General features: G+C 45.3%; 13 protein-coding genes, 1 pseudogene and 1 riboswitch. Of the genes and pseudogenes, 10 read left to right on the top strand and 4 right to left on the bottom strand.

Annotated elements, in window-relative coordinates:
• The 7 genes and pseudogenes from QUA03_RS18455 to QUA03_RS18425 form a co-directional block, all read left to right on the top strand.
• Positions 1 to 171, top strand: a pseudogene (locus tag QUA03_RS18455) (photosystem II D2 protein (photosystem q(a) protein)); the annotation flags it as partial.
• Positions 172 to 1,075: 904 nt separating this feature from the next.
• The gene (locus QUA03_RS18450) at positions 1,076 to 1,360 is read left to right on the top strand and encodes a 4a-hydroxytetrahydrobiopterin dehydratase (protein ID WP_333213771.1); all 285 of its coding nucleotides are present in this window, start codon (positions 1,076 to 1,078) and stop codon (positions 1,358 to 1,360) included.
• A 141-nt stretch (positions 1,361 to 1,501) separates the two neighbouring features.
• The gene (locus tag QUA03_RS18445; RefSeq protein ID WP_333213769.1) at positions 1,502 to 3,151 is read left to right on the top strand and encodes an HD domain-containing phosphohydrolase; all 1,650 of its coding nucleotides are present in this window, start codon (positions 1,502 to 1,504) and stop codon (positions 3,149 to 3,151) included.
• Between the two features lie 293 nt (positions 3,152 to 3,444).
• Complete coding sequence (locus QUA03_RS18440) at positions 3,445 to 5,643, top strand: iron uptake porin (protein WP_333213767.1); 2,199 nt, start codon at positions 3,445 to 3,447, stop codon at positions 5,641 to 5,643.
• 399 nt (positions 5,644 to 6,042) lie between these two features.
• Entirely contained in the window at positions 6,043 to 6,483 is a 441-nt protein-coding gene (locus QUA03_RS18435) for an Rrf2 family transcriptional regulator (RefSeq protein WP_242716025.1), read from the top strand.
• Between the two features lie 58 nt (positions 6,484 to 6,541).
• Positions 6,542 to 7,504, top strand: a complete 963-nt coding sequence (gene cysK / locus QUA03_RS18430; protein ID WP_333213765.1) for a cysteine synthase A — start codon at positions 6,542 to 6,544, stop codon at positions 7,502 to 7,504.
• A gap of 444 nt (positions 7,505 to 7,948) precedes the next feature.
• On the top strand, positions 7,949 to 8,629 hold the full coding sequence (locus tag QUA03_RS18425) for a J domain-containing protein (RefSeq protein ID WP_333213763.1): 681 nt from the start codon (positions 7,949 to 7,951) through the stop codon (positions 8,627 to 8,629).
• Between the two features lie 149 nt (positions 8,630 to 8,778).
• Here QUA03_RS18425 and QUA03_RS18420 read toward each other — a convergent pair whose 3' ends face one another.
• Both QUA03_RS18420 and QUA03_RS18415 read right to left on the bottom strand, forming a co-directional pair.
• Positions 8,779 to 9,024, bottom strand: coding sequence for a hypothetical protein (locus tag QUA03_RS18420; protein WP_333213761.1), 246 nt, complete (start codon positions 9,022 to 9,024; stop codon positions 8,779 to 8,781).
• Positions 9,025 to 9,030: 6 nt separating this feature from the next.
• Positions 9,031 to 10,278, bottom strand: coding sequence for a mechanosensitive ion channel domain-containing protein (locus tag QUA03_RS18415; protein WP_333213759.1), 1,248 nt, complete (start codon positions 10,276 to 10,278; stop codon positions 9,031 to 9,033).
• Positions 10,279 to 10,372: 94 nt separating this feature from the next.
• Here QUA03_RS18415 and QUA03_RS18410 point away from each other — a divergent pair, with 94 nt between their 5' ends.
• The 3 genes from QUA03_RS18410 (at position 10,373) to QUA03_RS18400 (ending at position 14,044) form a co-directional block, all read left to right on the top strand.
• On the top strand, positions 10,373 to 10,618 hold the full coding sequence (locus tag QUA03_RS18410) for a hypothetical protein (protein WP_333213757.1): 246 nt from the start codon (positions 10,373 to 10,375) through the stop codon (positions 10,616 to 10,618).
• A 99-nt stretch (positions 10,619 to 10,717) separates the two neighbouring features.
• Complete coding sequence (locus QUA03_RS18405; RefSeq protein WP_333213755.1) at positions 10,718 to 11,590, top strand: 6-carboxytetrahydropterin synthase; 873 nt, start codon at positions 10,718 to 10,720, stop codon at positions 11,588 to 11,590.
• A 240-nt stretch (positions 11,591 to 11,830) separates the two neighbouring features.
• Positions 11,831 to 14,044 carry a tetratricopeptide repeat protein gene (locus QUA03_RS18400; RefSeq protein ID WP_333213753.1) on the top strand — a complete coding sequence of 738 codons (2,214 nt, stop codon included), beginning with the start codon at positions 11,831 to 11,833 and terminating at the stop codon, positions 14,042 to 14,044.
• A gap of 135 nt (positions 14,045 to 14,179) precedes the next feature.
• On the opposite strand, the gene QUA03_RS18395 is transcribed toward QUA03_RS18400, so the two are convergent.
• A complete protein-coding gene (locus QUA03_RS18395) occupies positions 14,180 to 15,679 on the bottom strand; it encodes a response regulator (protein WP_333213751.1) in 1,500 nt (499 codons plus the stop codon).
• 9 nt (positions 15,680 to 15,688) lie between these two features.
• Complete coding sequence (locus QUA03_RS18390; RefSeq protein ID WP_333213749.1) at positions 15,689 to 21,763, bottom strand: AAA family ATPase; 6,075 nt, start codon at positions 21,761 to 21,763, stop codon at positions 15,689 to 15,691.
• Between the two features lie 1,231 nt (positions 21,764 to 22,994).
• Positions 22,995 to 23,091: riboswitch (TPP riboswitch) on the top strand.

Here is a 23,091-nt window from a genome sequence, read left to right as displayed (position 1 = left end):
GACTTCGTATCACAAGAATTACGCGCTGCTGAAGATCCTGAGTTTGAAACGTTCTACACTAAGAACATTCTGCTTAATGAAGGCATTCGTGCTTGGATGGCTCCGACAGACCAACCCCACGAAAACTTCATCTTCCCTGAAGAAGTTCTGCCTCGCGGTAACGCTCTGTAATCAGCGCGAAATATCAAAATTTCCAACATTTTAAAAGGGTAAGATAAAGCAGTTTAGGCTTTACCCTTAATGGTTAAAAAGCTCCCGCCACCAGGCAGGAGCTTTTTGTTTGCAGGAGTCGATCGAATTAGCGCCCTAAAAAAAGTTGATTTTGTACAAAAACCAACTCTGCCTGTAGCTAGAACAACTTGTGTCTTTATATCTCGTGAACTATCCTATCTATATGGCAAGAAATCGATCGACCTTTCCGCGCCGCCAGATTTGCAATGCACCTGATAACCGCACAGCCCGGATTTTGAAGAAAATATAGACAAATGGCTAAAACTGCGATCGTCCGCTTGCTGTAGAGATCGATCGAAGACCTTGCTGCTGCAGTAATTTCCCCTGATCTCACAAAAATCTCAATTTGCATCCCCCACTTCTAATTCCTTGTGTTATTCTAATAATTGTGACTACTGGAATGATACTCAGAACGCAAGTTCTTTCGGTAACGCTGGCAATGGCTAGCGCACAAATCATCACCTTAAATCTTGTATTTAGGTGATGTGCGTTCCAATATAAAGCCATTTAGCTAAACCTGGAGGTGATGCCCATGATAGAAAGTAGTAAACGCATGGGTCATCAGATTGGAAACTACCGGCTGTGCGCCGGGGCCGCTCACTAGCAGTCAGCCGTCGTCTCCAACGGGAAACGACTTCCACGGGGAACCAGGCTGAGCTAGGGATTCTCCCGGCAGTCAGGTTCTAATCTGAAGACCCGCTAGACCGCTCTCACCTCAAATAGTGTTAAATCTTAAGTATTAAAACTTGAGACTAAACGCTATTGGTGAGAGCGGATAGTTTTTGGTCAGGGTTTCTACATGTGGGCAGTTAATCTGCCATTGCTAATCCCAAAGAAAAAAAATATGGCTGAGCTACTTAACAATACTGAAATTCAAGAGCGCGCCAGTCAATTGTCAGGCTGGACGGTTGAAGGCAAACAACTGCGCTGTACCCGTTTATTTAAAGATTTTATCGAAGCGATCGCCTTTGTGAATAAGTTGGTCGCCCCCTCAGAAGCTGCTGCACATCACCCCGACATAGAAATTTCCTATAACAAAGTTACACTTAACTTGACAACTCATGATGCCGGAGGCTTAACTGAGAAAGACTTTGCGCTAGCCCAAGAGATTTCTTCTACGCTAGATTAAAAAAGTACCCGCTGGCCCAACAAGAGTCCCCGCTAGATAAAAGCTCGCAAATAAAAAATCCACTTGGGGTTAGAATCGGGTGCTAAAAAGTCGAGAGACCAAACGTTCAATGTATAAAAGGCTATTCCCCATCATCCGACCATGATCGTATTTGAAAAGCCAGAGTTCAAGAACGAGTCTGCTGCCGAAAAAACCGATCTGATAGAAAAGCTTTTAGATATTGGCGCGGCTCTGTCGAGCGCCCAAGATTTGGGCGACTTGTTACACTTAATTTTATCCAAAAGTAGAGAAATCACCTACAGCGATGCTGGCAGTGTTTACTTAGTAGATCACAGCGACGAAACACCTAAGCTGCTGTTCAAGGTAGCCCAAAATGCTTCTAAACCGAAACTGTCGTTTAAAGAGTTTGCCCTGCCACTGACAGACAAAAGCTTGGCGGGATACGTGGCAATTACAGGTCTAAGTTTGAACCTGTCTGATGCCTACGACTTACCCCCGGGCGTACCCTACCGGCTAGATACCAGTTTTGACAGGGATATTGATTACCGCACTTGCTCGGTAATGGTACTGCCGATGCAAAACCGACAGGGGGAGACAATAGGTGTACTGCAATTGATCAACCGCAAAACAAAGGCAGATACGGTGCTGACAGCAAACAATGCCTGGGAATCGACGCAGCAGTATTCGGAGTGGGAAGAAAGGATAGTTCGATCGCTCGCTTCTCAAGCAGCAATTTCGATCGAGCGCAATCAACTCCAAGACAGCATAGAACATTTGTTCGAGGGCTTCGTCAAAGCCTCGGTGCAAGTCATAGAAGCTAGAGACCCCTGTACCTACGGCCATTCAGAACGAGTAGCAGCCCTCACAGTACGCCTTTCAGAAGAAGTAAACACCGTCAACAGCGGAGAACTGCGCTCTATTTACTTTAACAACCGCCAAATTCAAGAACTTCGCTACGCCGCCCTGCTGCACGATTTTGGCAAAATTGGAGTCCCCGAAGCAGTTTTGACCAAACAGAAAAAGCTCTACCCCGCACAGCTAGAAATCATTCGCCATCGCTTTGGCTTAGCTCAACGGACAATGGAAATGGAATGCGTCCAGTCTAAATATAAATACTTGCTGGAGCATTCAGCCTACCGAAAACACCCGACCCAGGAGCCAGAGTGCGCTCAGTGCCAGGAAATCGAACAGCTAGACACTAAGCTAGCAGAGGCAAAAACCAGATTAGCAGAATACTGGGAAGTGCTGCTAGAGGCAAACGAGCCTCACATTTTGGCAGCAGAACCCCTAGCTCAACTGCGAGAGATTTCTCGACAAACTTACAGAGATATAGATGGGGCAAAGAAACCCCTGCTGAACCCAGACGAGATCTTGCAATTGATGGTGTCGAGGGGCAACCTGACGCCGGAAGAACGCTCTGAAATAGAATCTCATGTAACTCACACTTACGAGTTTCTCAAACAAATTCCTTGGACAAAAGATTTTAAAAATGTTCCAGACATTGCCTACGGACATCACGAAAAACTCGACGGTACAGGCTATCCGCGAGGTTTAAACAAGTCAGAAATTCCAATTCAAGCGCAATTGATGACGATCGCCGATATTTACGACGCCCTGACAGCAGGCGATCGCCCCTACAAGCGAGCTCTGCGAACAGAGGCAGCGATGAAAATTTTGCGGCAAGAAGCAGCTCACAACAAAATCAACGCTGATTTGTTAGAATTGTTCGATCATCGCCAAGTCTTTAGCGTCCTCGGGCACAGCTTGGAGGTTAAAGTCGAATCAGCCTAGACGAGTCGGGCGTGCTGTGCTAAAAAGTAAATAAGGCGATCGGGCGCTGTCTAGTGTCAGCAGTCAAATCAATCCACAGCCCAAACCGGGTATGGTTTTGACGCCGTTGAGTAAAGGTTTAAAAACAGGCTTTATGCAGCCGTCAGTCACATCTATATACTCGGTCAGCCCAAAAGAATCCAAAGAAAAAGTGAATTTTAGGTCTCTTTTTAGAGTATGCTAGTTGAGCAACGACTGACCACATAGAAGACTAGAAAAGTTTCTCTGTAATCGGTGTGAGGATGAGAGTGAATATGTCGAAATTTTTGTGGAGTTACTTACTAATCAGCCCAGCAGTCTTAGGAGCTACCCTAGTAGTTTCTTCGAGCGCGATGGCAGCAGACGCTCAGCAGGCTGCTGATGCGGTCAATCCGGCTGTCGCAAAAGCTGAAACCGCTGAAACCTCCGAAGCGAAACTAAATGCTTTAGCTGCTGTTTCCGAAACAACTGCAGCCTCCGAGCCAGTAGAAGAAATTTCCCCAGTCGCTGGCAGCGAAACCCATGCAGCGATTGAAGATTCGGCCACGGCTGCAACTGAAAGTGCGATCGTCGGAGCAAACACAGCCCCTGCTGAGGCAGAGCCCCAAGCGGCATCACAACCTACAAGTGAATCTTTAGCCGCAGTTGAGCCAACAGTAGCTCAACCAGTAGAAAATTCTGCCCCGGCAGCCCAACTAGAAATTCCAGCCCCGGCAGCTACCGCTCTCCCAGAGCAAATCGGTGCTGTTCAATTAGAAACTCCAGCCCCGGCAGTGGCAGAGTCGGCAGAACAAAGTTTGCCACAACCGGCTGAATCTTTAGCCCAAACTGCCGCACCACAAGAGCAAAACCCAGCCGCCACATTAGAACAGCTCAACGAGTACAGCAGCGAAGGTGCTGCCGGCGGCGAAACTCAAGGTCAAGTTACCTCTGTTTCCCAACTTTCCGACGTGCGGCCCACAGACTGGGCCTTCCAAGCACTGCAATCCCTAGTCGAGCGCTACGGCTGTATTGCCGGTTATCCCGACGGAACTTTCCGCGGCAACCGGGCAATGACTCGCTACGAATTCGCAGCCGGTTTAAATGCTTGCTTAGACAAAGTGAGCGAGCTAATTAGAGGCGGCACGGGCAACTTCGCTACGAGAGATGACTTGGCAGCCCTCCAACGGCTCCAAGAAGAATTTGCAGCGGAACTGGCAACCCTGCGCGGTCGCGTCGATGCTCTGGAAGCTCGGACATCCGAACTCGAAGCCAACCAATTCTCCACCACTACTAAGCTGACTGGGGAAGCAATTTTCGCTCTCAGCGATGACTTTGGTGGCAACGTTGGCTTGTTTGGCAGAGACGAAAGAAGATTAGGCAGCGACAACAACGAAGCTGTCTTCCAACAACGGGTGCGCCTGAATTTAAATACTAGCTTCACCGGCAGAGACTTACTGCTGACCAGGCTTCAAGTCGGCAACGGTCGCAACTTCAACCTTGGTGCTACAAGCGAAGGCACTCAAACTTGGAACGTAGTCGGCAGAACCGATAACGTTGTTGCCCTCGACACCTTGTTATACAAGTTCCCCGTCGGTCAGCGACTCAACGTTAGCCTGATAGCCAACGCTGGCGTTTGGGACGACATTATGCCGACTGTCAACCCTTACTTTGAAGACTTTGACGGCGGCAACGGAGCACTGAGCGCCTTTGGACAGCGTAACCCCATCTACCGTTTGGGTGGTGGCGCAGGTATTGGCTTTGACTATGCCTTTGGCGGCAGGGGCTTACTGGGCGGCGTGTTCGGCCCAACTTCTCTGTCATTTGGTTATTTGGCGTCAAATGCAGCCAGTCCGGTTAAGGGTGCTGGCTTGTTGAACGGCGACTACGCCGCGATGGGTCAGTTGACTTTTACTCCTGGACGCAACTTGCAAGTTGCTTTCAACTATAACCACGGTTACTTTAATCGAGGTAACTTTGGCTTTGACAACGGTTTGGGAAATGGAATCGACAACCTCGGCGGTTTCACCGGTACCGGCGTGGCTAATTCTCTCAACGGTTTGAGCGAGGGTTTTGACGGCTTCGGTGCTCGCAAAGTTGTCACCAACTCCTACGGTGCTCAGGCTTCGTTGCGACTGAGCCCGAGATTTATCCTTGGTGGCTGGGCTGGTTTAACCAATGCCCGCATTCTCGGCATCGGCGATGCGAGAATCTGGAACTACGCTGTTACCTTGGCTTTGCCTGATTTAGGGAAAGAAGGCAACTTGCTAGGGTTCGTGGTAGGTCGTGAGCCTTACTTGGATAAACTTGAAGCTGCAAGCAGTTTGCGGAGCTTCCGCAACGATGATTCCTATCACGTTGAAGGGTTCTACAAGTTTCAGCTCTCGGACAACATTTCTGTTACTCCGGGCGTGATTTGGGTGACAAATCCTAATCAAGATGACCGTAATGATGACATCATCATTGGTACTCTGAGAACTACTTTCACGTTCTAAGAGCGGGTTAGATGAGGCATGGGAGGGGGTCATACCCTCTCTGCTGACAACTCTAAATGCCCAGTTTAGCCCTGCCTACTGCAGGGCTTTTTTGTTTACGGGACAAAGGGGCGCCGAGAATCTATTAAAAATTAAAAATTATTAGTCATAGACGCAGAAAGCCGGTTTCTTGAGGTAATGCCGTCGTGGAAGCGGAGAGAGAGTCAAAACTAGCAACTGGGTTTCACAGAAGCGAGAGTGCGGATCATTCCAACGATGAAGTGATGAAAGTCGATTAAGTTCAGTGGAAAACCGGGGTATAATAAAAGGTAAAGTTAGGAGTTAGAATTGGGAACTCAACATTGAGGAGAATTTTAACATCTGACTTCGGAGTTGATAATTCTGGTATTGGAAGCAATTATGGTAGAACTCTCCTGTAAAAGCGAATACGCAATCTTAGCTTTGCTGGAGCTGGCCGATTGCTACGAAGAAGGTGAGCCTCTGCAAATTCGCCAGATAGCGGCTCAGCAAAATATTCCCGATCGATATTTAGAGCAGTTGCTCGCTACTATGAGACGCTGCGGGCTGATTCGCAGCCAGCGAGGAGCTAAGGGAGGTTATATATTGGCGAGGGAACCCTGGAAAATTACCCTCCTAGAAATTATCAACTGTCTCGAGGGCTCAGAGTTCGATCGCTCTGAAAAAGACTCGCCTGCTCAAACTGTAGAAAGTGCGGTGATTTGGGAAGTTTGGCAAGAAGCTCGATCGATTGCCAACTCAGTTTTGCAAAAATATACTCTACAGGATCTGTGCGAAAAGCGCAATGGCAGACGGCAGCTCGATATCATGTATTACATCTAGTTAAAATATTACCAACTAGGAATTAAGATTTACTTTCAACCACAAACTGACAAAGATTATGCGTATTGCTGGCGACATTACAGAATTGGTAGGGCGGACGCCCCTGGTGCAACTTAACCGCATTCCCCAAGCCGAAGGCTGCGTGGCTCGGATTGTGGTCAAACTCGAAGGCATGAATCCGGCAGCATCGGTGAAAGACCGCATCGGTGTCAATATGGTCAATCAAGCAGAGGCAGAAGGGCTGATTAGTCCAGGCAAAACGGTTTTAGTGGAACCGACTTCTGGCAATACCGGAATTGCTCTGGCAATGGTGGCAGCGGCTAAGGGCTACCAGTTGATTTTGACCATGCCGGATACGATGAGCACGGAACGCCGATCGATGCTGCGAGCTTACGGGGCCCAACTAGAACTGACTCCCGGAATTGAGGGCATGAGTGGCTGCATCCGCCGCGCTCAAGAGATTGTGGACAAAACTCCCAATGCGTATATGTTACAGCAGTTTCGGAATCCAGCGAACCCGCAGGTTCACCGTTCGACAACGGCTGAGGAAATTTGGGAAGATACAGACGGCGAGGTGGATTTCCTGATTTCGGGAGTCGGCACTGGCGGTACGATTACGGGCGTGGCAGAGGTGATTAAGTCCCGGAAACCCGAGTTTAAGGCGATCGCCGTTGAGCCGGCCAACAGTCAGATACTGTCGGGCGGAAAGCCCGGGCCTCACAAAATTCAAGGTATCGGTGCTGGTTTTGTGCCGCCGGTGCTGAATGTGGATTCGATAGACGAAATTATAGTTGTTACGGATGATGACGCGCTCGCCTATGGCCGTCGCTTAGCCAGAGAAGAAGGACTTTTGTCGGGTATTTCCAGCGGTGCGGCACTATGTGCGGCGGTGAAAGTCGGCAAGCGTCCCGAAAATGCAGGGAAATTGATTGTGATGATTCAGCCTAGCTTTGGCGAACGCTATCTCAGCACTCCCTTGTTCCAAGATCCAGAACTCAATCTGGCGATGGCCATCAACTAGGCTAACCTCCAGCCCAAGTCCCAGAAACACAAAGCAGGGCGTAGACTGTACGCTCTGCTTTGCTTTTTAGTAGATTAAAGAATGGTGATAGATTGTAGCTTTCTCGATCGCGAAGGATGCCGAATTTTTGAATGCGCTTTTTTTCAACCGCTTTGGGCGTGTTAACGAAGCGGGCTGAGCGCTGTTGTGGGGAGGGAAGATACAAGAAAAGAAGGAGCTAACTGTTGCGGGAGGAGCGCTATAGGAGTCCTCAATGTCGATCGGCTTACCACTTCCAAAGCCTCAATGTTTTTCTAAAATAGATTTATGATAAGTTGAAAACTGACGTTTTTTACTGACAATTTTTGACATTTATATCAGATAAATTCTCAAAAAAATAGCAAATCATGATATTTTTGTCAAGCACTTTTTCACAGATTATCTAGAGTTCAAGGAAATAAGAGCGTGTCTTCCGTTACCAATCACTACAAAACCCTAAAAATTAGCCCAACCGCAACACAAGCCGAGATTAAACAAGCATACCGCCGTTTAGTCAAATTATTTCACCCCGACAGCCGCAGCGACACAGCGGGTCACGAAGAAATTGTCCGCCTCAATGCAGCCTATGAAATATTAGGAGATGCCCAGCACAGACAATCTTACGATCGCCAACTTTCCCAGGAAACTCAACAGCAATCACCCAGCGCACCAAACGTCAGCCGCCAGCAAAAACAAACAGCTAGGGACGCTGATGAACAAATGGAACAGTGGCTGATTAAAGTATACAAACCAGTCAATAAAATGCTCAACAGCATCTTGAAGCCGCTTAAAAAAGAAATAGACGAATTGTCAGCAGATCCATTTGATGACGAACTGATAGAAAAGTTTCAACTTTATATCGAAACCAGCCGCGAGTTCCTCAAAAAAGCTCATAACTTTCTTACATCAATGCCCAATCCATCTAATGTAGCCGGAGTTGCGGCCCATCTCTACTACTGCATCAATCAAGTCGGAGACGGAATAGAAGAATTGCAGCTATTTACCCTCAATTATGACGATCGCCACTTGCACACCGGTCAAGAACTGTTTAGAATTGCCGCTAGACTGCGGCGGGAAGCGCAGGATGAATTAAAAATTAAAAGTTAAAAAAGCAGATTGTTCCCTCTTCCCTCTTCCTTCTTCCTGATATCCGTTACATCTTGTACATTGCTCGTTGCCGAACTTCCCTCTTCCCTCTTCCTTCTTCCTGACATCCGTTACATCTTGTACATTGCTCGTTGCCGAACTTCCTTCTTTCAAATTCCAAAAAGAACTTGAATTCGCTTGCGAATTTTAATAAAAGGAGTTTGTTCCAGAGAGTCGCCATCTAACAATCCCAAATCTCTCAAAGCTTGCTGGCGTTCCGACAATTTTTGAGCAATCTGATCTGCTAAATTGGGTTGTTCTCTTAAAAGTTTTTGCAAGTCGTGGCGTTCCACCACAAACAAAATTGCATCTTCGCTAGTTTTAACAGTCGCCGTTCTCGGAGTTCCCAACAGCAAAGATATTTACCCAAAAAACTCGCCCTCGTGAAGCGTAGCAATATACTGACCGGCTTTTTGAGAAAGAACTTCTACAGTCCCCGAAAGAATAATATAAAAAGAATCGCCAGGGTCATTCTCTTTACATACAACCTGTCCTGCTGGAAACAGTTGTCGGTAGCCGTATTCAATCAACTGTCGCAGTTCTAAATCCGTACACTGTTCAAAATAAGTTACTCGCCTCAACAAATCTCGCAGCGTCCAATTATTGGGGGATTTAGGCGCTGGCTTTTTAGGTTCAGAAAGGGTGGAATTAGATTGTAAATCTGCTGAATGTTTGGCATCTTGCGGAAAAACTTTCCCGTTGGAATTATCATCTTTGTTATTGTGAAAAAGTTGAGTTAACTCTTGCGGGTTTCGCAGCCACAAATCCCGTTGGGGAAAGGGAATTTCGATATTTCGGTGGCGCAATTCGTAATCTATTAAAAAATTTACCGCGCTTTTAATAGCATCGCTTTCCTGTGGCTGGTCAATCCAAACCAAAAGTTCAAAATTTAAAGCATTATCTCCAAAACCGTGAAACCATACTTTAGGAGAAGGATGGGACAGAACATTCGACTCCATCCGCGCCGCAATTAACAGCGCTTCCGTAACTATTACGGGGTCAGATCCGTAAGCAACGCCGATGGGAATGTGGAGGCGACATCTGGGGTCTCTGTAACTCCAGTTAATAATATTAGTTTCGACAAACTTAATATTTGGTATGATTACAAATAGACCGTCAATTGTTTTAATAATGGTAGAGCGGATAGAAATTGTTTCTACTGTTCCTAATAACTTGTCTATTTCAATAAAGTCTCCGACTCTAATTTGGTGCTCGAATAGCAGGGTGAGCCCGCTGATAAAGTTACTGGCGAGATTTTGCAAGCCGAAGCCGAAACCAATGCCGACAACCCCAGCTAAGACGGTGAGAGAAGTGAGGTTGATGCCGGAACCTTGCAGGACGAATATACAGCCAATAGTGGCTAAAATATAGCTAATGATCGTAGAAATTGCTTCTCGACTACCGCGATCCAATCTCATCCGAACTAGCACGCTGCGCTTGATTCCTTCACTGATAATCTTAGCTATAATCAAGGCAAATATAGCTAAGATTATCAGTTTAACGATCGCACTGATGGAGAGATGAGTGTCCCCGATATAGAATAGCGGGGTTGTCATCGCACCCCAGAAATGTTCAAAAAAGCGATCGGCTCGTGCAGTAATCGAATTCATTAATATTGGGTAATGGGTAATTGGTGATTAGTTTTGAGAGCAACTGAACTGCCAACGGCTAACTATTGCAGAGCTTAGGCGAAAAACTCGAACTGTGGAGTCTCCTGTGTGGCAAAAAAGTCGATTCCCTACCCTTCGGGAACGCTTCGCCAACGGAATAGCTCAGCTTCACCCACTCTCTCAAAGACTCGTAACTGATGGGTTAGTAACTGATGGCGAAAAACTATTTTGTAGCGGTATTTTCTGCCGGATATCTGTGTTGTGGCGTAAAATGGGCCCGGCAGCGCGATCGATCAGCGACTTGTTGCCAATATCTGGAAAATTGGTAGAAATTCATTGACAGCACCCTCAAATTATTGAAAAATTCCAGCAAAAATTAGTTTATCCTTAAGAAGCGAGTCCTTTACAGAACTTAACAAGCTTACCCTAATTGACTTTTATGCAGTGCATCATCAATCGTCGGGCACAGTTTTCTGCGAGTCACCGGTACTGGCTGCCGGAGTTAAGCGAAGCTGAGAACTTTGAGCGGTTTGGCCCAACTGCCCGCGCACCGGGACACGGGCACAATTACGTCATTTACGTTTCCATGATAGGCGAACTCGACGAGTACGGCATGGTGCTCAACCTGTCTGATGTCAAGCACGTCATCAAGCGGGAAGTTATCAAGGATCTCGATTTTTCCTTTCTCAACGAAGCGTGGCCGGAATTTGAACAGACTCTGCCAACTACCGAAAACATAGCACGGCAAATTTGGCTGCGGCTAGCCCCTCATTTACCTCTGAGCAAAATTCAATTGTTTGAACATCCCGAACTTTGGGCTGAATATTTAGGAAACGGAATGGAAGCTTATTTAACTTTGTCCACTCATTTTAGTGCCGCCCATCGGTTGGCTCGTCCCGATTTGAGCTTTGAAGAAAACTCGGAAGTTTACGGCAAATGTGCTCGTCCCAACGGTCACGGTCACAATTATCATTTAGAGGTGACTGTTAAAGGGGAAATTGATGCGCGGACTGGCATGATTGCTGATTTGGGAGCTTTGCAAAAAGCTATTGACGATTATGTGGTTGAACCGTTCGATCACACTTTTTTAAATAAGGATATTGCTTATTTTGAGAATGTTGTGCCGACTGCGGAGAATATTGCTGTTCGGATCGGGCAATTATTGCGATCGCCCGTTCGGGAATTGGGCGCCCAGTTGCACAAGATTAAGCTGATTGAAAGTCCGAATAATAGCTGTGAAATTTTCGGTGCTGATTTAGAGGAAGTGGCGGCTGAACGTCAGCAGCCAGAAGCAATTGTAGCTAGGGTTTAAAGCTAAAAATTGGGTCTGTTGGGGCGGGTTCACCCGGATATTGGGCTAATTGTGCAGATTGGTAAACCCGCCCCGATGATTTCGAGGGTTATTCAACCGGATTAGGCGCGAGAATATATTTTTGGACAAAAGTTCCACAGCCAGAATTATTGGCACTTTTCCTGAAAAGTCAGGCTGCGCGCGTATTTTGGAGATAGTAAGTCAGCATTCCTCTAGTCAGCTATTCTAACTGCTGAGAGTATGAGGTCGATCGCCCGATCGCTGACAACCAAGCACCAATTTCTCCTAAATGAGTTGACGTTTATGCGCGTCTCTAATCTAGCTCTCTTGACTCTGGCAGCCCTCGCATCCCAGAATTTAACTGCTAATACTAGCACCAATCCTGCTGCACCTCCTATTTCTCCTCAGACACCGCAAGCTAGCAACTTTGTTGATGCTGTAAATAATACTGAATCGCGTCCGGCTGAGTCAATTAGCGAGCCTGAGACGATCACCCACGAACAATTTTCCCCAAATACTACCGTATCCCGTCGGGCTGAGTCAATTAGCGAGCCTGAGACGATCGCTCACGAACAATTTTCCCCGCGAATTGCTGTAAAATCGCCGACAGGTTTGTTGGTAGCGGCCGCTCAACCCGATTTATCTGCTAGTGCAAAAACCAAGGCGAATACTCCTGCTGCATCCGGCGATGAACTAACAAAATCTTTACAAGAAACCTGGCTGGCTAAATTAATCGAAACTGGGGCTGAAAGCAATCCTCAAGTTCGCGAGGTTTTCGCTTTTATCTCCCCGTCTAGTGGCAGTGCTGAATCTGGATATGGTTTTAACAGTACCATAACTCTGCTCAATATTTTGCTGATTCTTGGTACGGTATTTCCACCGATGACAATTGCATTTTTTTGGATGATGCGACGGCTGATAATCAAACAGTTGGTTGCTGATGCCAATAAACGATTGCAGGGCATTGGTGTATTGGAATCCGAGCTCAGAAATTCTAGCCAACTAACTCAAAAGTTGAGGGATGAATTAGAAGCGCAAATGGGTGCAGCTAAACAATCCCTTGATTTTTTAACTAGAGAAACTGAACTCTCCAAATCTTCCGTCGAGCAAATTGAGACTCTCAAATCTCAATTTATCATGCACCTGCAAGTTTTGCTGAAAGAAGTTGACGATAAAAAATATCAAATTGTTCAAGAAATTTCCCAAGTTCCCGCAGTTGTTGCCAAAGAAGCTCTCAAAATCGCGCCTCAATCGGCCTTAAACAATTCCCAAAATTCGCAAACGGCACCCGCTAACGACGATAATTTGATTGCTGACGATTATATCAAGCAAGCCGAAGGGCTTTATTTTCAAGGCAATTATGATGAGGCATTAGTGTGTTTGGAAAAAGCTGTTTTAGCGAATAAATTTTTGAATGAGGCTTGGTATTGGCGCGGAAATGTGTTAATAAAATTGCAGCGCCCGGAAGAAGCACTCGCCTGTTACGACCAAGCAATATCGATTAAACCGGATAACTACGAAGCATGGTATAATAAAGCGCATTTGCTGGCAAAATTGCAGCAGTACGAAGAGGCGATCGCCTGTTACGAGCGAGCAAGTTCGAGCGAATCTCGAAAATACGCTTGTTGGCACAGTATAGCGGCTTTGTTGGGTCAATTGCAGCATTACGAAGAAGCGATCGCCAGTTACGATCGCGCCCTCGCTATCAAAGCAACCGACAGTGAAATTTGGCACAACCGGGGTGCGATGCTGGCCAAAGTACAGCAGTACGCAGCAGCAGTTGATTCTTACGATCGCGCTCTGGCTTTCAATCCCAACAGATACGAAACTTGGTACAATCGAGGCAATATGCTGTGGAGACTGCTCCGCTACAGCGATGCTATTGATTCTTACGATCGGGCGATCGGCATCCGGCCCGACAAACACGAAGTTTGGTACAATAGAGCCGCTGTGCTCGGAAAAATGCAGCGATATCAAGAATCGATCGAATCCTACGACAAAGCAATAGCGATTAAACCGCAGGATTTTGAAGTGTGGCACAACCGAGGTGCAGCTTTCGACAAACTGTCGCAGCACGAAGCAGCAATTGCCTCTTACGAATCCGCAATTACCCTTAATTCCGAGTGTTACGAAGCTTGGTTTTGTAAAGGCGAATCATTGGCAAAATTGCAGCGCAATGAAGAAGCGATCGCAGCTTATGAGAAAGCAATTGCTATTAAGCCAGACTCCTACGACGCTTGGCGTCATCTGGGGATAGTCTTGTCTGAATTAAAGCGGTACGAGGAAGCAATGGCAGCTTACGATCAAGCTATTGCCATCAAGCCTGATAATGCCGCAGCTTGGCGTGATCGAGGCGCACTTGTATCAGAATTAAAGCAGGATACAGAAGGATTTATTGCCGGGGAAAAAGATCCTCAAAAACAGCCACAATCCGATGAATCTTCGGACAGTTAGTTAGGTGTTACCTACACCGCTACGTACACACCCGAATTTTCTTGTTGGTAATTGTGCGCTGTGATGGGCAATCGCAGAAACCCCGCGATTGCCCATCACAGCGCACAATTATGGATGAAGATACCCGACATTCTATCAAGCTGACAGCGACAAGACAGGAGACTCCTGCCGAATCGGAATCTCAATAATAAACTCTGTTCCCCCGCCTGGTGCAGAAATACACCCCAAGCTTCCCCGGTGTTTTTCCACTACAATTTGCCAGCTAATCGACAACCCAATCCCTGTGCCCTTACCGGGGGGTTTTGTCGTAAAAAACGGGTTAAATACGTGGCGACGAACCTCTTCCGATATCCCTGGCCCATTGTCCACAATTCGGACAGCTACGTAATTGTTGCTGGTTATTTCTGTGCTAATCCGAATCACGCTAGGATTCGCTTTAATTTCTTCTAGCGCTCTCTGGGTGTTCCACTCGTCAATAGCATCGATCGCATTTGCCAGTACATTCATAAATACCTGATTCATTTCTCCCCCATAACAGTCCACTTCGGGCAGGTTTGGGCAATAGTCCCGCACCACTTCAATCGAGGGGCGGTCTGAGTTAAATTTTAGTCGGCTCTGTAAAATCATCAGCGTGCTGTCCATGCCTTCGTGAAGGTTGACCGCTCTCATTTCATATCCTTCTTGCCGTGCGAAGAGGCGCAAAGATAAAACAATTTCGCGGATGCGATCGGCTCCTAAGTACATCGATTTGAACAATTTAGGCAAGTCGTCTTTGAGATAATTTAGCTCGCTTGCCACGATTTCTGCTTGTATATCTTGAGGCGGATGAGGATAGTGCTTTTCGTAGAGGTCAAGGATAGTGACCAAAGCTTTTGAATATTCCAGAGCATAGGAAAGATTTCCATAAATAAAATTAATTGGATTATTGATTTCATGGGCTACGCCAGCTACGAGTTGGCCTAGCCCGGACATTTTTTCGCTCTGAATTAGCTGGCTTTGCACCTGCTTGAGTTCGTCCAGGGAATTTTCGAGCTCTAGGGCTTTGTGCCGCTCTCGCGCTTCCGATGCTTGCAAAGCTGCTTCTGCAAGCTTGCGTTCAGCAGCCTCCTGCTTGAGGCGTTCATTCGTTTGGGAAAGTTCAGCGGTGCGCTGTTCTACTCGCGTCTCTAGCTGTTGTGCCAAAACTTGTAGATCGGCTTGCGCTCGCTCGCGCTCGACAATTTGCGCCTGAAGCTTTTTAGTTAGATTTCGCAGATTCAGGTGCGTGATAGCGCGAGCTAAAACTTCTTCGTGTTGAAGGGGCTTAGTGATATAATCAACTCCCCCCACATTAAAGCCTTGGACTTTGCTTTCTGTATCGTCCAGCGCGGTCATAAAAATGACTGGGATATCTTTAGTTAAGTCATTCGCTTTCAGATTTTGACAGGTTTTAAATCCGTCCATCTCTGGCATCAGAACATCCAACAAAATTAAATCAGGCTGGGAATATTGCACTTTTTTGAGAGCGCTCGACCCACTGCGAGCTACCCAAACAGTGAAGCCAGATGCGGTCAAAAAATCCAATACTGAACCCAGATTAGTGGGCGTATCATCCACAATTAAAATGGTGCCTCTGTCTAAAGATTCGCTAGTCATTTTTAGTCCTCATCTAAACTGTTGAACAAATTCTACTAATTTGTCTTCTTCAAAGTTTTTGCTTAATTCAAGCAACTGATTGGCAAAAGGTGCATAACGCATATCTATTGCCTTCAGCTTGCTGGCTCGCTGCTCAATACTGAGGAGTTCACCTTTCATGGCTAAATCGAACAGGACTGCAACTTCTTCCGAAGGGGGAGCAATCAGTGGTTGGTCTTGGATTTGGGAAGGGAGTTCGGTGAAGATACCTTCTGAACTGAAAGTTGTTCGCTCATCATAAACCCATTCTAAACGTAAATGGTGGCCCAAGCATTCTAATAACTTTTCTGCCCGAATTGGTTTGAGGAGAAAAGCGTTGCAACCAGCATGCAAAATGCTGTGGGGATCGCCGGATAAAATGCTAGCAGAAGTTCCGATCGCGATTACATCCTTTAATGGAGGGATTTTTCTGAGCCGCCTCACCGCTTCAAAGCCGTCCATCACTGGCATTACTAAGTCAATTATAATACAGTCAGGTTGAAATAACAGCGCTTTCTTCACGCAGTCTTGACCGTCCGTTGCCTCCATTAATTCAAACCCAATGGGAGCTAAAAGATTAACTAGAACCGATCGATTTTCCCAGCGATCGTCAACGACTAAAATTTTTTGCCGATCGCCTGAGAAACCCCTGATAATTTTTTCAGGTTCTTTTTGATACCCTTCCCAGCTTTCGGTAATAGGCAACTCTAACTCAAACCAGAAAATACTGCCTTTACCTAAAGAGCTTTGTACTTTCAGTTCGCCGCCCATCATCTCCACTAATTGGCGACTAATTGGCAGCCCTAATCCTGTCCCCTCTATCTGGCTAACTGAACCGCTGGCTTGCTCGAAGGGCAAAAATATTTTTGAGAGTTCGTCGGGCGCGATGCCAATGCCTGTATCTTCTACTTGGAAAATAAATTTCGCTGTTAGGGATTGGGGATTGGCGATTGGTGATGACAAAGATTGCTGAGTCTCCAGCCTGTCTACTTTAAAACTAACGCCTCCTTTTTCGGTGAATTTTATGGCATTGCCGAGTAAGTTGATGAGAATTTGCCGCAACCTTTTTTCATCGGCTCGGACGCAAGTAGGAAGTGGAGTTAGCGGTTCGTAAATCAAAGAGATTCCCTTCTGGTGGGCGCGAATCTGGCAGATTTCAGTAATGCCTTGGAGAAAGTCTGACAGGTGAAACTCGGTGAGATAGAGTTCCATTTTTCCGGCTTCGATTTTGGAGAGGTCTAAAACGTCATTGATCAGAGTTAGGAGGTGTTCGCCACACTGATGAATGATATTAATACCAGAAATTTGCTGACTGCTTAAACCTGTATCTCGTTTGAGGATTTGGGTATAACCTAAAATACCGTTGAGCGGTGTGCGGAGTTCGTGGCTCATATTGGCGAGAAATTGGCTTTTGGCGCGGTTGGCGGCTTCGGCCGCTTGCTCGGCTTGCTGTCGCTCTTGAATTTCTACTTCTAGGCGCATATTTTTGGCTTTTAATTCCTCGGTTCGCTCTTCTACTTTGACTTCTAAAGTGTGATAGAGGTTGGCATTCTCTAAGGCGATCGCAACTTGTCCCGATAGCATCCGCAACACTTCAACCCGCTTCGGCGTGAAAGCGCCAGCAATCACGTTGTTTTCTAGGTACAGGATGGCACTTAACTTACCTTGAGAGAGGATAGGTACACACAAAATTGATTTTGGTTTGTGTTGGGTAATGTAGGGGTCGGTGTTAAAGATTTCCTCGCGGCTGGAATCATTTAAAACGACATCTTTCTGAGTTCTGGTGACGTAATTAAGTACCGAGATAGGCACTTGCCCATAAGTTGATACTGGTAAAGATTCTAGCACTCGGACTCGATCTTTAGTCCCCGCCGCTTCTATAACAAGTTGACCCTCTTTTGAGAGAATAAGTGCTCCAGTTTCAGCGCCGGCGTTTTCTATCAAAATTTTCATTAACTTGGTGAGCAAGTTAGGTAGAACAATTTCGCTAGAAATGGCACTAGATGCTTTCATTACAGTTGCCAAGTCTAGCAACTCTGTTTGACCGCCTGTAATGGTCAAAGGAGGAATTGTCCTCGTAGGGTTGAAAGGGGTTTCGGTGACCGCAGGCGATCGCGCTATTAATTTCGGGTATTTTTCTTCTAGATGTTTAACTTTAGCTAAAGCTCCCCAGCGCATATAGGCATAATAAGCATCGGTCATGTAGGTGCGGGCAATCTTTTCTTTACCCCATGACAAATAGAATTTAGCAGCGAGTTCGTGAGCCAATGCTTCTTCGTTGATATACTCGTTTTGTTTGGCAAGAGCGATCGCTTTGTCGTACATCTCGATCGCTTCTATTTTTTCGCCTAAAACACGATGCTTTTCGGCCTCTACTAAATAGAATTTATGCAGATGATTCATTGGGGCATAATGTGCCCATTTTTGCAATTTCTCTTGATTAGCTTGTACTCGGTTAAGAATGTCCTGTTGGTCGGACGGCGAAGTTTCAGAATACACAGCTAGCCGTACTAGAGAATCGTAGAAATAGAAGATAACAACAGTTAGCTGCCCTGTAGACGATCCGAAAGAACTTTCTACTTGAGGGATATTTTTTAAAGATTCCGCGTAATTCTCAAACATATAACCCAGCGCAACTTTGTGCAAGTATAAGTAATGAATTGCTAGTTGGTTGTTGGTTTGCTGATATAGTGGCAGCATTTTCTCTTCGTCGTATACTTCCCCCTTTAACAGGCAGAAATTTTCGCTTCTTCCCATCATGTTTAAGACGGCTTGCCAACAGATTTTTGTATTATTAAGCGCTGTTTCTTGGCGGATTTTATCAAGGGCATCTGTGTAAGTTGCTATCTCTCGTTCGAGTTGAATTAGTTGCTTGCCAACAAAAAACGAGTAATGACTCCATACCATGACCGCATAGCCAGCATATTCTAAATCTCCAGTTTCTAGCCCGCTAGAGAAAGCTGACAGGAAAGGTTCTAAGGTATTCCGGACGTGTTCTTTCCAATGTTGAACGGCTGCATACACTAAGTGGCAAGTCTTGACTTCGATTTCTTTGGCATTTAACTTTGACACTAGACGTAAAGCTAATTGGCCCAATTCATAGCCCCGCTCAATATCTCCTACCGCCCCGCAAAGAAGAAGACTATATACCGCATATGCAAAGGGAGACACAGAAGCATTGCCATATTGAACGGATAAATTGACCTGTTTGCAGACCGTTAAAGGCACCAGTACGGGCATCCCAGAATAGCAAGCAGAAAAAATACTTGACAAAATCCTGATCGCTGCTAATTGATAAGGATCAGTCATTTCAGGGAGATCGATTAAGTCCTCAATTCGGGTTCCGCTCAAAATTGCCGCAGTTTCCCCCAGCGCCTGGCCAATATCAGATGGGTTTGGCGAGTCGGGAAACTCTACCTCCAACTGCTTTAAGACTTGCAGCCCCGTATTCAATGCTTCGACCAGCTTGTTCTGCGCCATATAAGCTTGAATCTGGACTTCGTACACTTTCACTTTGTCCAGCAGCGTTTTGGCGCAATTTTGTACTATCTCAACGAATCTCTGCATTGCTTCAAAATCACCACTCAAATATGCTGACTCTGCTGCTTCCTCATACAGCCTTAATGCCAGTTCATACCGATTCTCCCAGCTATCTACCGCTAGCAGAGATAAACCTACTTGCAAATATTTGACGGCGGAATCGTGGGCTGTAGCAGCTTTCGCTTTCTGACCTGCAATCAGATTCAATTGGGCGAGTTCATATTTTTGGGATTCAGTGGTAAGTAAGCCAGTACCATAATTGAGTTGGTTAACTAAAGCGAAAATATTTTCTTTTCGGTCTTCTGGCGTTGTACTTTGCAGCAGCAGTTGACCGATTTTTAAGTGAGTCTCTTTTTTCTGTTCATGGGGAATCAAAGAATAGGCAGCTTGCTGCACTCGGTCATGTAAAAACTTGTAGTCAACCTTCACATCAGTCAAGGTAAAACCGCCCGATTCTTCCTGATTAAATACCAGGGGAATTTTGTATTCATTGCTCAAAGGTAAAATCAACCCAGCTTGAAGAGCTTCCCACAATTGCGCCGCCGTGACTAAGGATGATTCCTGATTGACAATTGCCAAAATTTCTAAGTTAAAAGTGTTGCCAATACAAGCAGCCAATTTTAATACTTTTTGTGTATATTCGGGCAATTTGCGTATGTTTCTAGCAATCAGTTCGACAACATTGTAATCGGTGATGCCTATCGCTTGAATTTGCTCGATATTCCATTGCCAACCCCCCTTTGTCCCCCCTTGGTAAGGGGGGATTAGGGGGGTGAAGTTATAAGTCAACAAATCTTCTTGATAGAGAGTTTTGAGGAGTTGACTTATGAAGAAAGGATTGCCCTGCGTTTTATTAAAAAGTAGAGACGCGAAATTTCGCGTCTTTACAGACAGGGATTCCGAACCGCCCGATTCATTTAAAGTATCTGCAATTAATTCTTCGACATGAACCAGGTGTAATGGTTGAAGGACAATATTATTCACCGTCGCACCAGTTTGGCGAATCTTGTCAATCATTTGAATAGTCGGATGAGTTGGAGAAACTTCGTTATCCCGATATGCCCCAATCAGCAATAAATACTTGCTATCAGAATCAGTTATTAGCAATTCTATTAATTTCAACGATGCCGAATCCGCCCACTGCAAGTCATCGAGGAAGATAACTAAGGGATGGTCAATAGTTGTAAATACGCCAATGAATTGTTTAAAGACGCGACTGAAACGGTTTTGAGCTTCAGTTGCCCCTAGCTCAGCTACGGGTGGCTGTTTGCCAATAATTAATTCGATTTCAGGGATAACATCAATGATGACTTGTCCGTTATCGCCTAAAGCGGATAACAGTTTTTCTTTCCAAGTTTGGATTTCTACTTCGCCTTCGGTTAGAAGTTGCTGAGTTAAGGATTGGAATGCTTGAATCAGAGAAGTATAAGGAATATTGCGCTTGAACTGGTCAAATTTCCCCGCAATAAAATAGCCTCGTTGCCGCACAATGGGTTTGTGAACTTCATTCACCAAAACTGTTTTCCCTATCCCGGAATAACCTGAAACCAGCATTAATTCGCTAGTGCCACTGGCAACGCGATCGAAAGTTGCTAGAATTATTTCAATTTCTTGGTCGCGACCGTAGAGCTTTTGCGGTATATTTAATTGCCCTGCTTTATCCGCACTTCCAACAACAAAGTTGGAAATATATCCGCTAGCCTGTAGCTTTATCAAGCAAGTTTCTAAGTCAAATTTGAGTCCCTCAGTGCTTTGGTAGCGGTCTTCAGCATTTTTAGCTAATAACTTCATCGCAATCGCTGAAATTTGGGGTGGGATTTCAGGATTTAGCTGGTGAGGGGGAATGGGAGTTTTGGCAATATGGCTGTGTACCAATTCCAGCGGGTCTGTGGAATTAAAGGGCAACTCACCTGTGAGTATTTCATAGAAGGTAACGCCGAGTGAATAAAAATCAGTGCGGTAGTCAATTGACCGATTCATCCGGCCAGTTTGTTCGGGCGACATATAGGCGAGGGTGCCTTCGAGCAAATCTGGATGGCTGAGGGTCGAATTTTCTCGCTCCAGGCGCGAAGCGATGCTGAAATCAATAATTTGAACTTTTTCAGTGGCTGGGTTGATGATAAGATTTTGTGGCTTTACATCTTTATGAATAATGTTATGTTTATGGATCTCTGCTAAGGCAGAGACAAGCTGGAGACCCAAAGAAATAAATTGAATGGTTGTGAGTTTTTTACCCTTCATCCAATCGTTGAGAGACTCGGAGCCTGAATCTTCTAATATCAGTGCTAAACCGTTTTTATAGCTTTCTAAACTAATGGCTTTGACAATCGCTTCTACGTTCAAGCTGTGCAGGATTTGATATTCGTGTCGCAAGCGGGTGATGTCAGAAAGAGTGGGATACTCAGCCTTTAGCCTTTTGACGATCACGCTGGAAAAGTCTGCATCCTTCCGAGCGCGATCGACTGAAGTTCTTATCCCGCTGTGGAGGGTTTCAACGAATTGATAGCCAGCTAAGTTGATAGTCATTGTTATTCTAGCGATCGCAAAGGAATTGAGCGTAAGGTTAAGGCCGGTTTTAAAACTTAATTATTGTTAGAGTTGATTGTAACATAGTAATTTACTCAACAAAAGTTAGCCCAGTTTTTGCCGGGAATTTTCTACAAAGCGTAGAGGATACCAGGGCAGCGAGTCAGAAAGGCTTTTTCTACAGCCAAAAGTTCACTATCTTAGAAAGGCTATGCTTGCTTTTAGCGAACTATGCTGATCTATCTAGGATGCCCTAAAAATCTTAAAACATATTAAAAGTTAATAAAGTGTAATTTATTTATTTATTTATTTATTTATTTATTTATTTATTGGCTTTTACTCTCCTTGGCTCTATCGGATTGCGCTCAAGCGGATATCATTTAATTATATTTTTGTATCAATCAGTAAAGAAAATTTAACATTCTTAAATGTCATAAAAAATAAATTGACAAAGCTTCAAATGAGTTTCATAAATTAACCAACTTTCTAAAAAACTGCTACAGTTAGTAGATGTCATTTTTGTGAGTTATTACCCAAATATAAAGAGCGAAAATGTCAGGAGTTGTCAAGATTCAAATGGGGAAAACAGAATCTGAACTGAAAGCTCTGCTCGCTCAGAGTTAAAAATGCTCACCGACAAGAACAACAGCAATCTCTGTATTTGCCCAAAACCCAAACGGTACAAACTGTATCGTTTTCTTCTCTGCGCGTCGGGAAACATCGTATTTAGCCTGCAATGAAAGATAATTGTCTAGCTATCGTCACGGGGAAGGGAAGAATTATTATCCCAAAAACCAACTTCGGGAAGACCAAGAATAATCAATCGTGAAACTGTAGAGAAATTAGAGAAGGAATTGCCAGAACCAGCAGGATTTTGTAGCTATAAAGATGTACATCAATGGTTGACAAGCTGTTGTGGAGTAAAGGTATCATATGGGACAGTACATCAGTAGGCAATATCTCAAGTCCAAATAAAATTAAAAATCCAGCTTACTGTAGCGGTGAAAAACAGCAAAAATGGGCAGTAGCAAAATAAAAAAAACTGTCCTGTCTAATTTTGATGCAGTTGAAATGTGATTATTTTTAGATTATTAAATGGGGTACGATCGCACTTTTTAAACATCAAAAATATCAGAAGCCCCAAAAGGGCTCTCGCTCCCCTCATCTATTTCTCAATATTAAGATTTCCTTAGTTGCTGCCGTGGCGCACAGAAATCGGTGATACAATCAACAGCTTAGCTAGGGGTGCCCGAATATCCGGGCTGAGAAAACACCCTTAGAACCTGAGTCTGGGTAATACCAGCGGAGGGAAGCTGTTTATCAAGGAA

The sequence above is a fragment of the Microcoleus sp. S36b_A4 genome, assembly GCF_036700645.1.
In the GTDB taxonomy this organism is placed as follows: Bacteria; Cyanobacteriota; Cyanobacteriia; order Cyanobacteriales; family Microcoleaceae; genus Microcoleus.
Note: the sequence above shows the minus strand (reverse complement) of the source record. Positions and strands in the feature narration are given on the sequence as shown.

Bases quoted from the DNA above. Each gene is read 5' to 3' on its own strand.
- QUA03_RS18450 (WP_333213771.1), top strand. From the start codon at position 1,076: ATGGCTGAGCTACTTAACAATACTGAAATTCAAGAGCGCGCCAGTCAA.
- QUA03_RS18445 (WP_333213769.1), top strand. From the start codon at position 1,502: ATGATCGTATTTGAAAAGCCAGAGTTCAAGAACGAGTCTGCTGCCGAA.
- QUA03_RS18440 (WP_333213767.1), top strand. From the start codon at position 3,445: ATGTCGAAATTTTTGTGGAGTTACTTACTAATCAGCCCAGCAGTCTTA.
- QUA03_RS18435 (WP_242716025.1), top strand. From the start codon at position 6,043: ATGGTAGAACTCTCCTGTAAAAGCGAATACGCAATCTTAGCTTTGCTG.
- cysK (WP_333213765.1), top strand. From the start codon at position 6,542: ATGCGTATTGCTGGCGACATTACAGAATTGGTAGGGCGGACGCCCCTG.
- QUA03_RS18415 (WP_333213759.1), bottom strand. From the start codon at position 10,278: ATGAATTCGATTACTGCACGAGCCGATCGCTTTTTTGAACATTTCTGG.
- QUA03_RS18405 (WP_333213755.1), top strand. From the start codon at position 10,718: ATGCAGTGCATCATCAATCGTCGGGCACAGTTTTCTGCGAGTCACCGG.
- QUA03_RS18400 (WP_333213753.1), top strand. From the start codon at position 11,831: ATGAGGTCGATCGCCCGATCGCTGACAACCAAGCACCAATTTCTCCTA.
- QUA03_RS18395 (WP_333213751.1), bottom strand. From the start codon at position 15,679: ATGACTAGCGAATCTTTAGACAGAGGCACCATTTTAATTGTGGATGAT.
- QUA03_RS18390 (WP_333213749.1), bottom strand. From the start codon at position 21,763: ATGACTATCAACTTAGCTGGCTATCAATTCGTTGAAACCCTCCACAGC.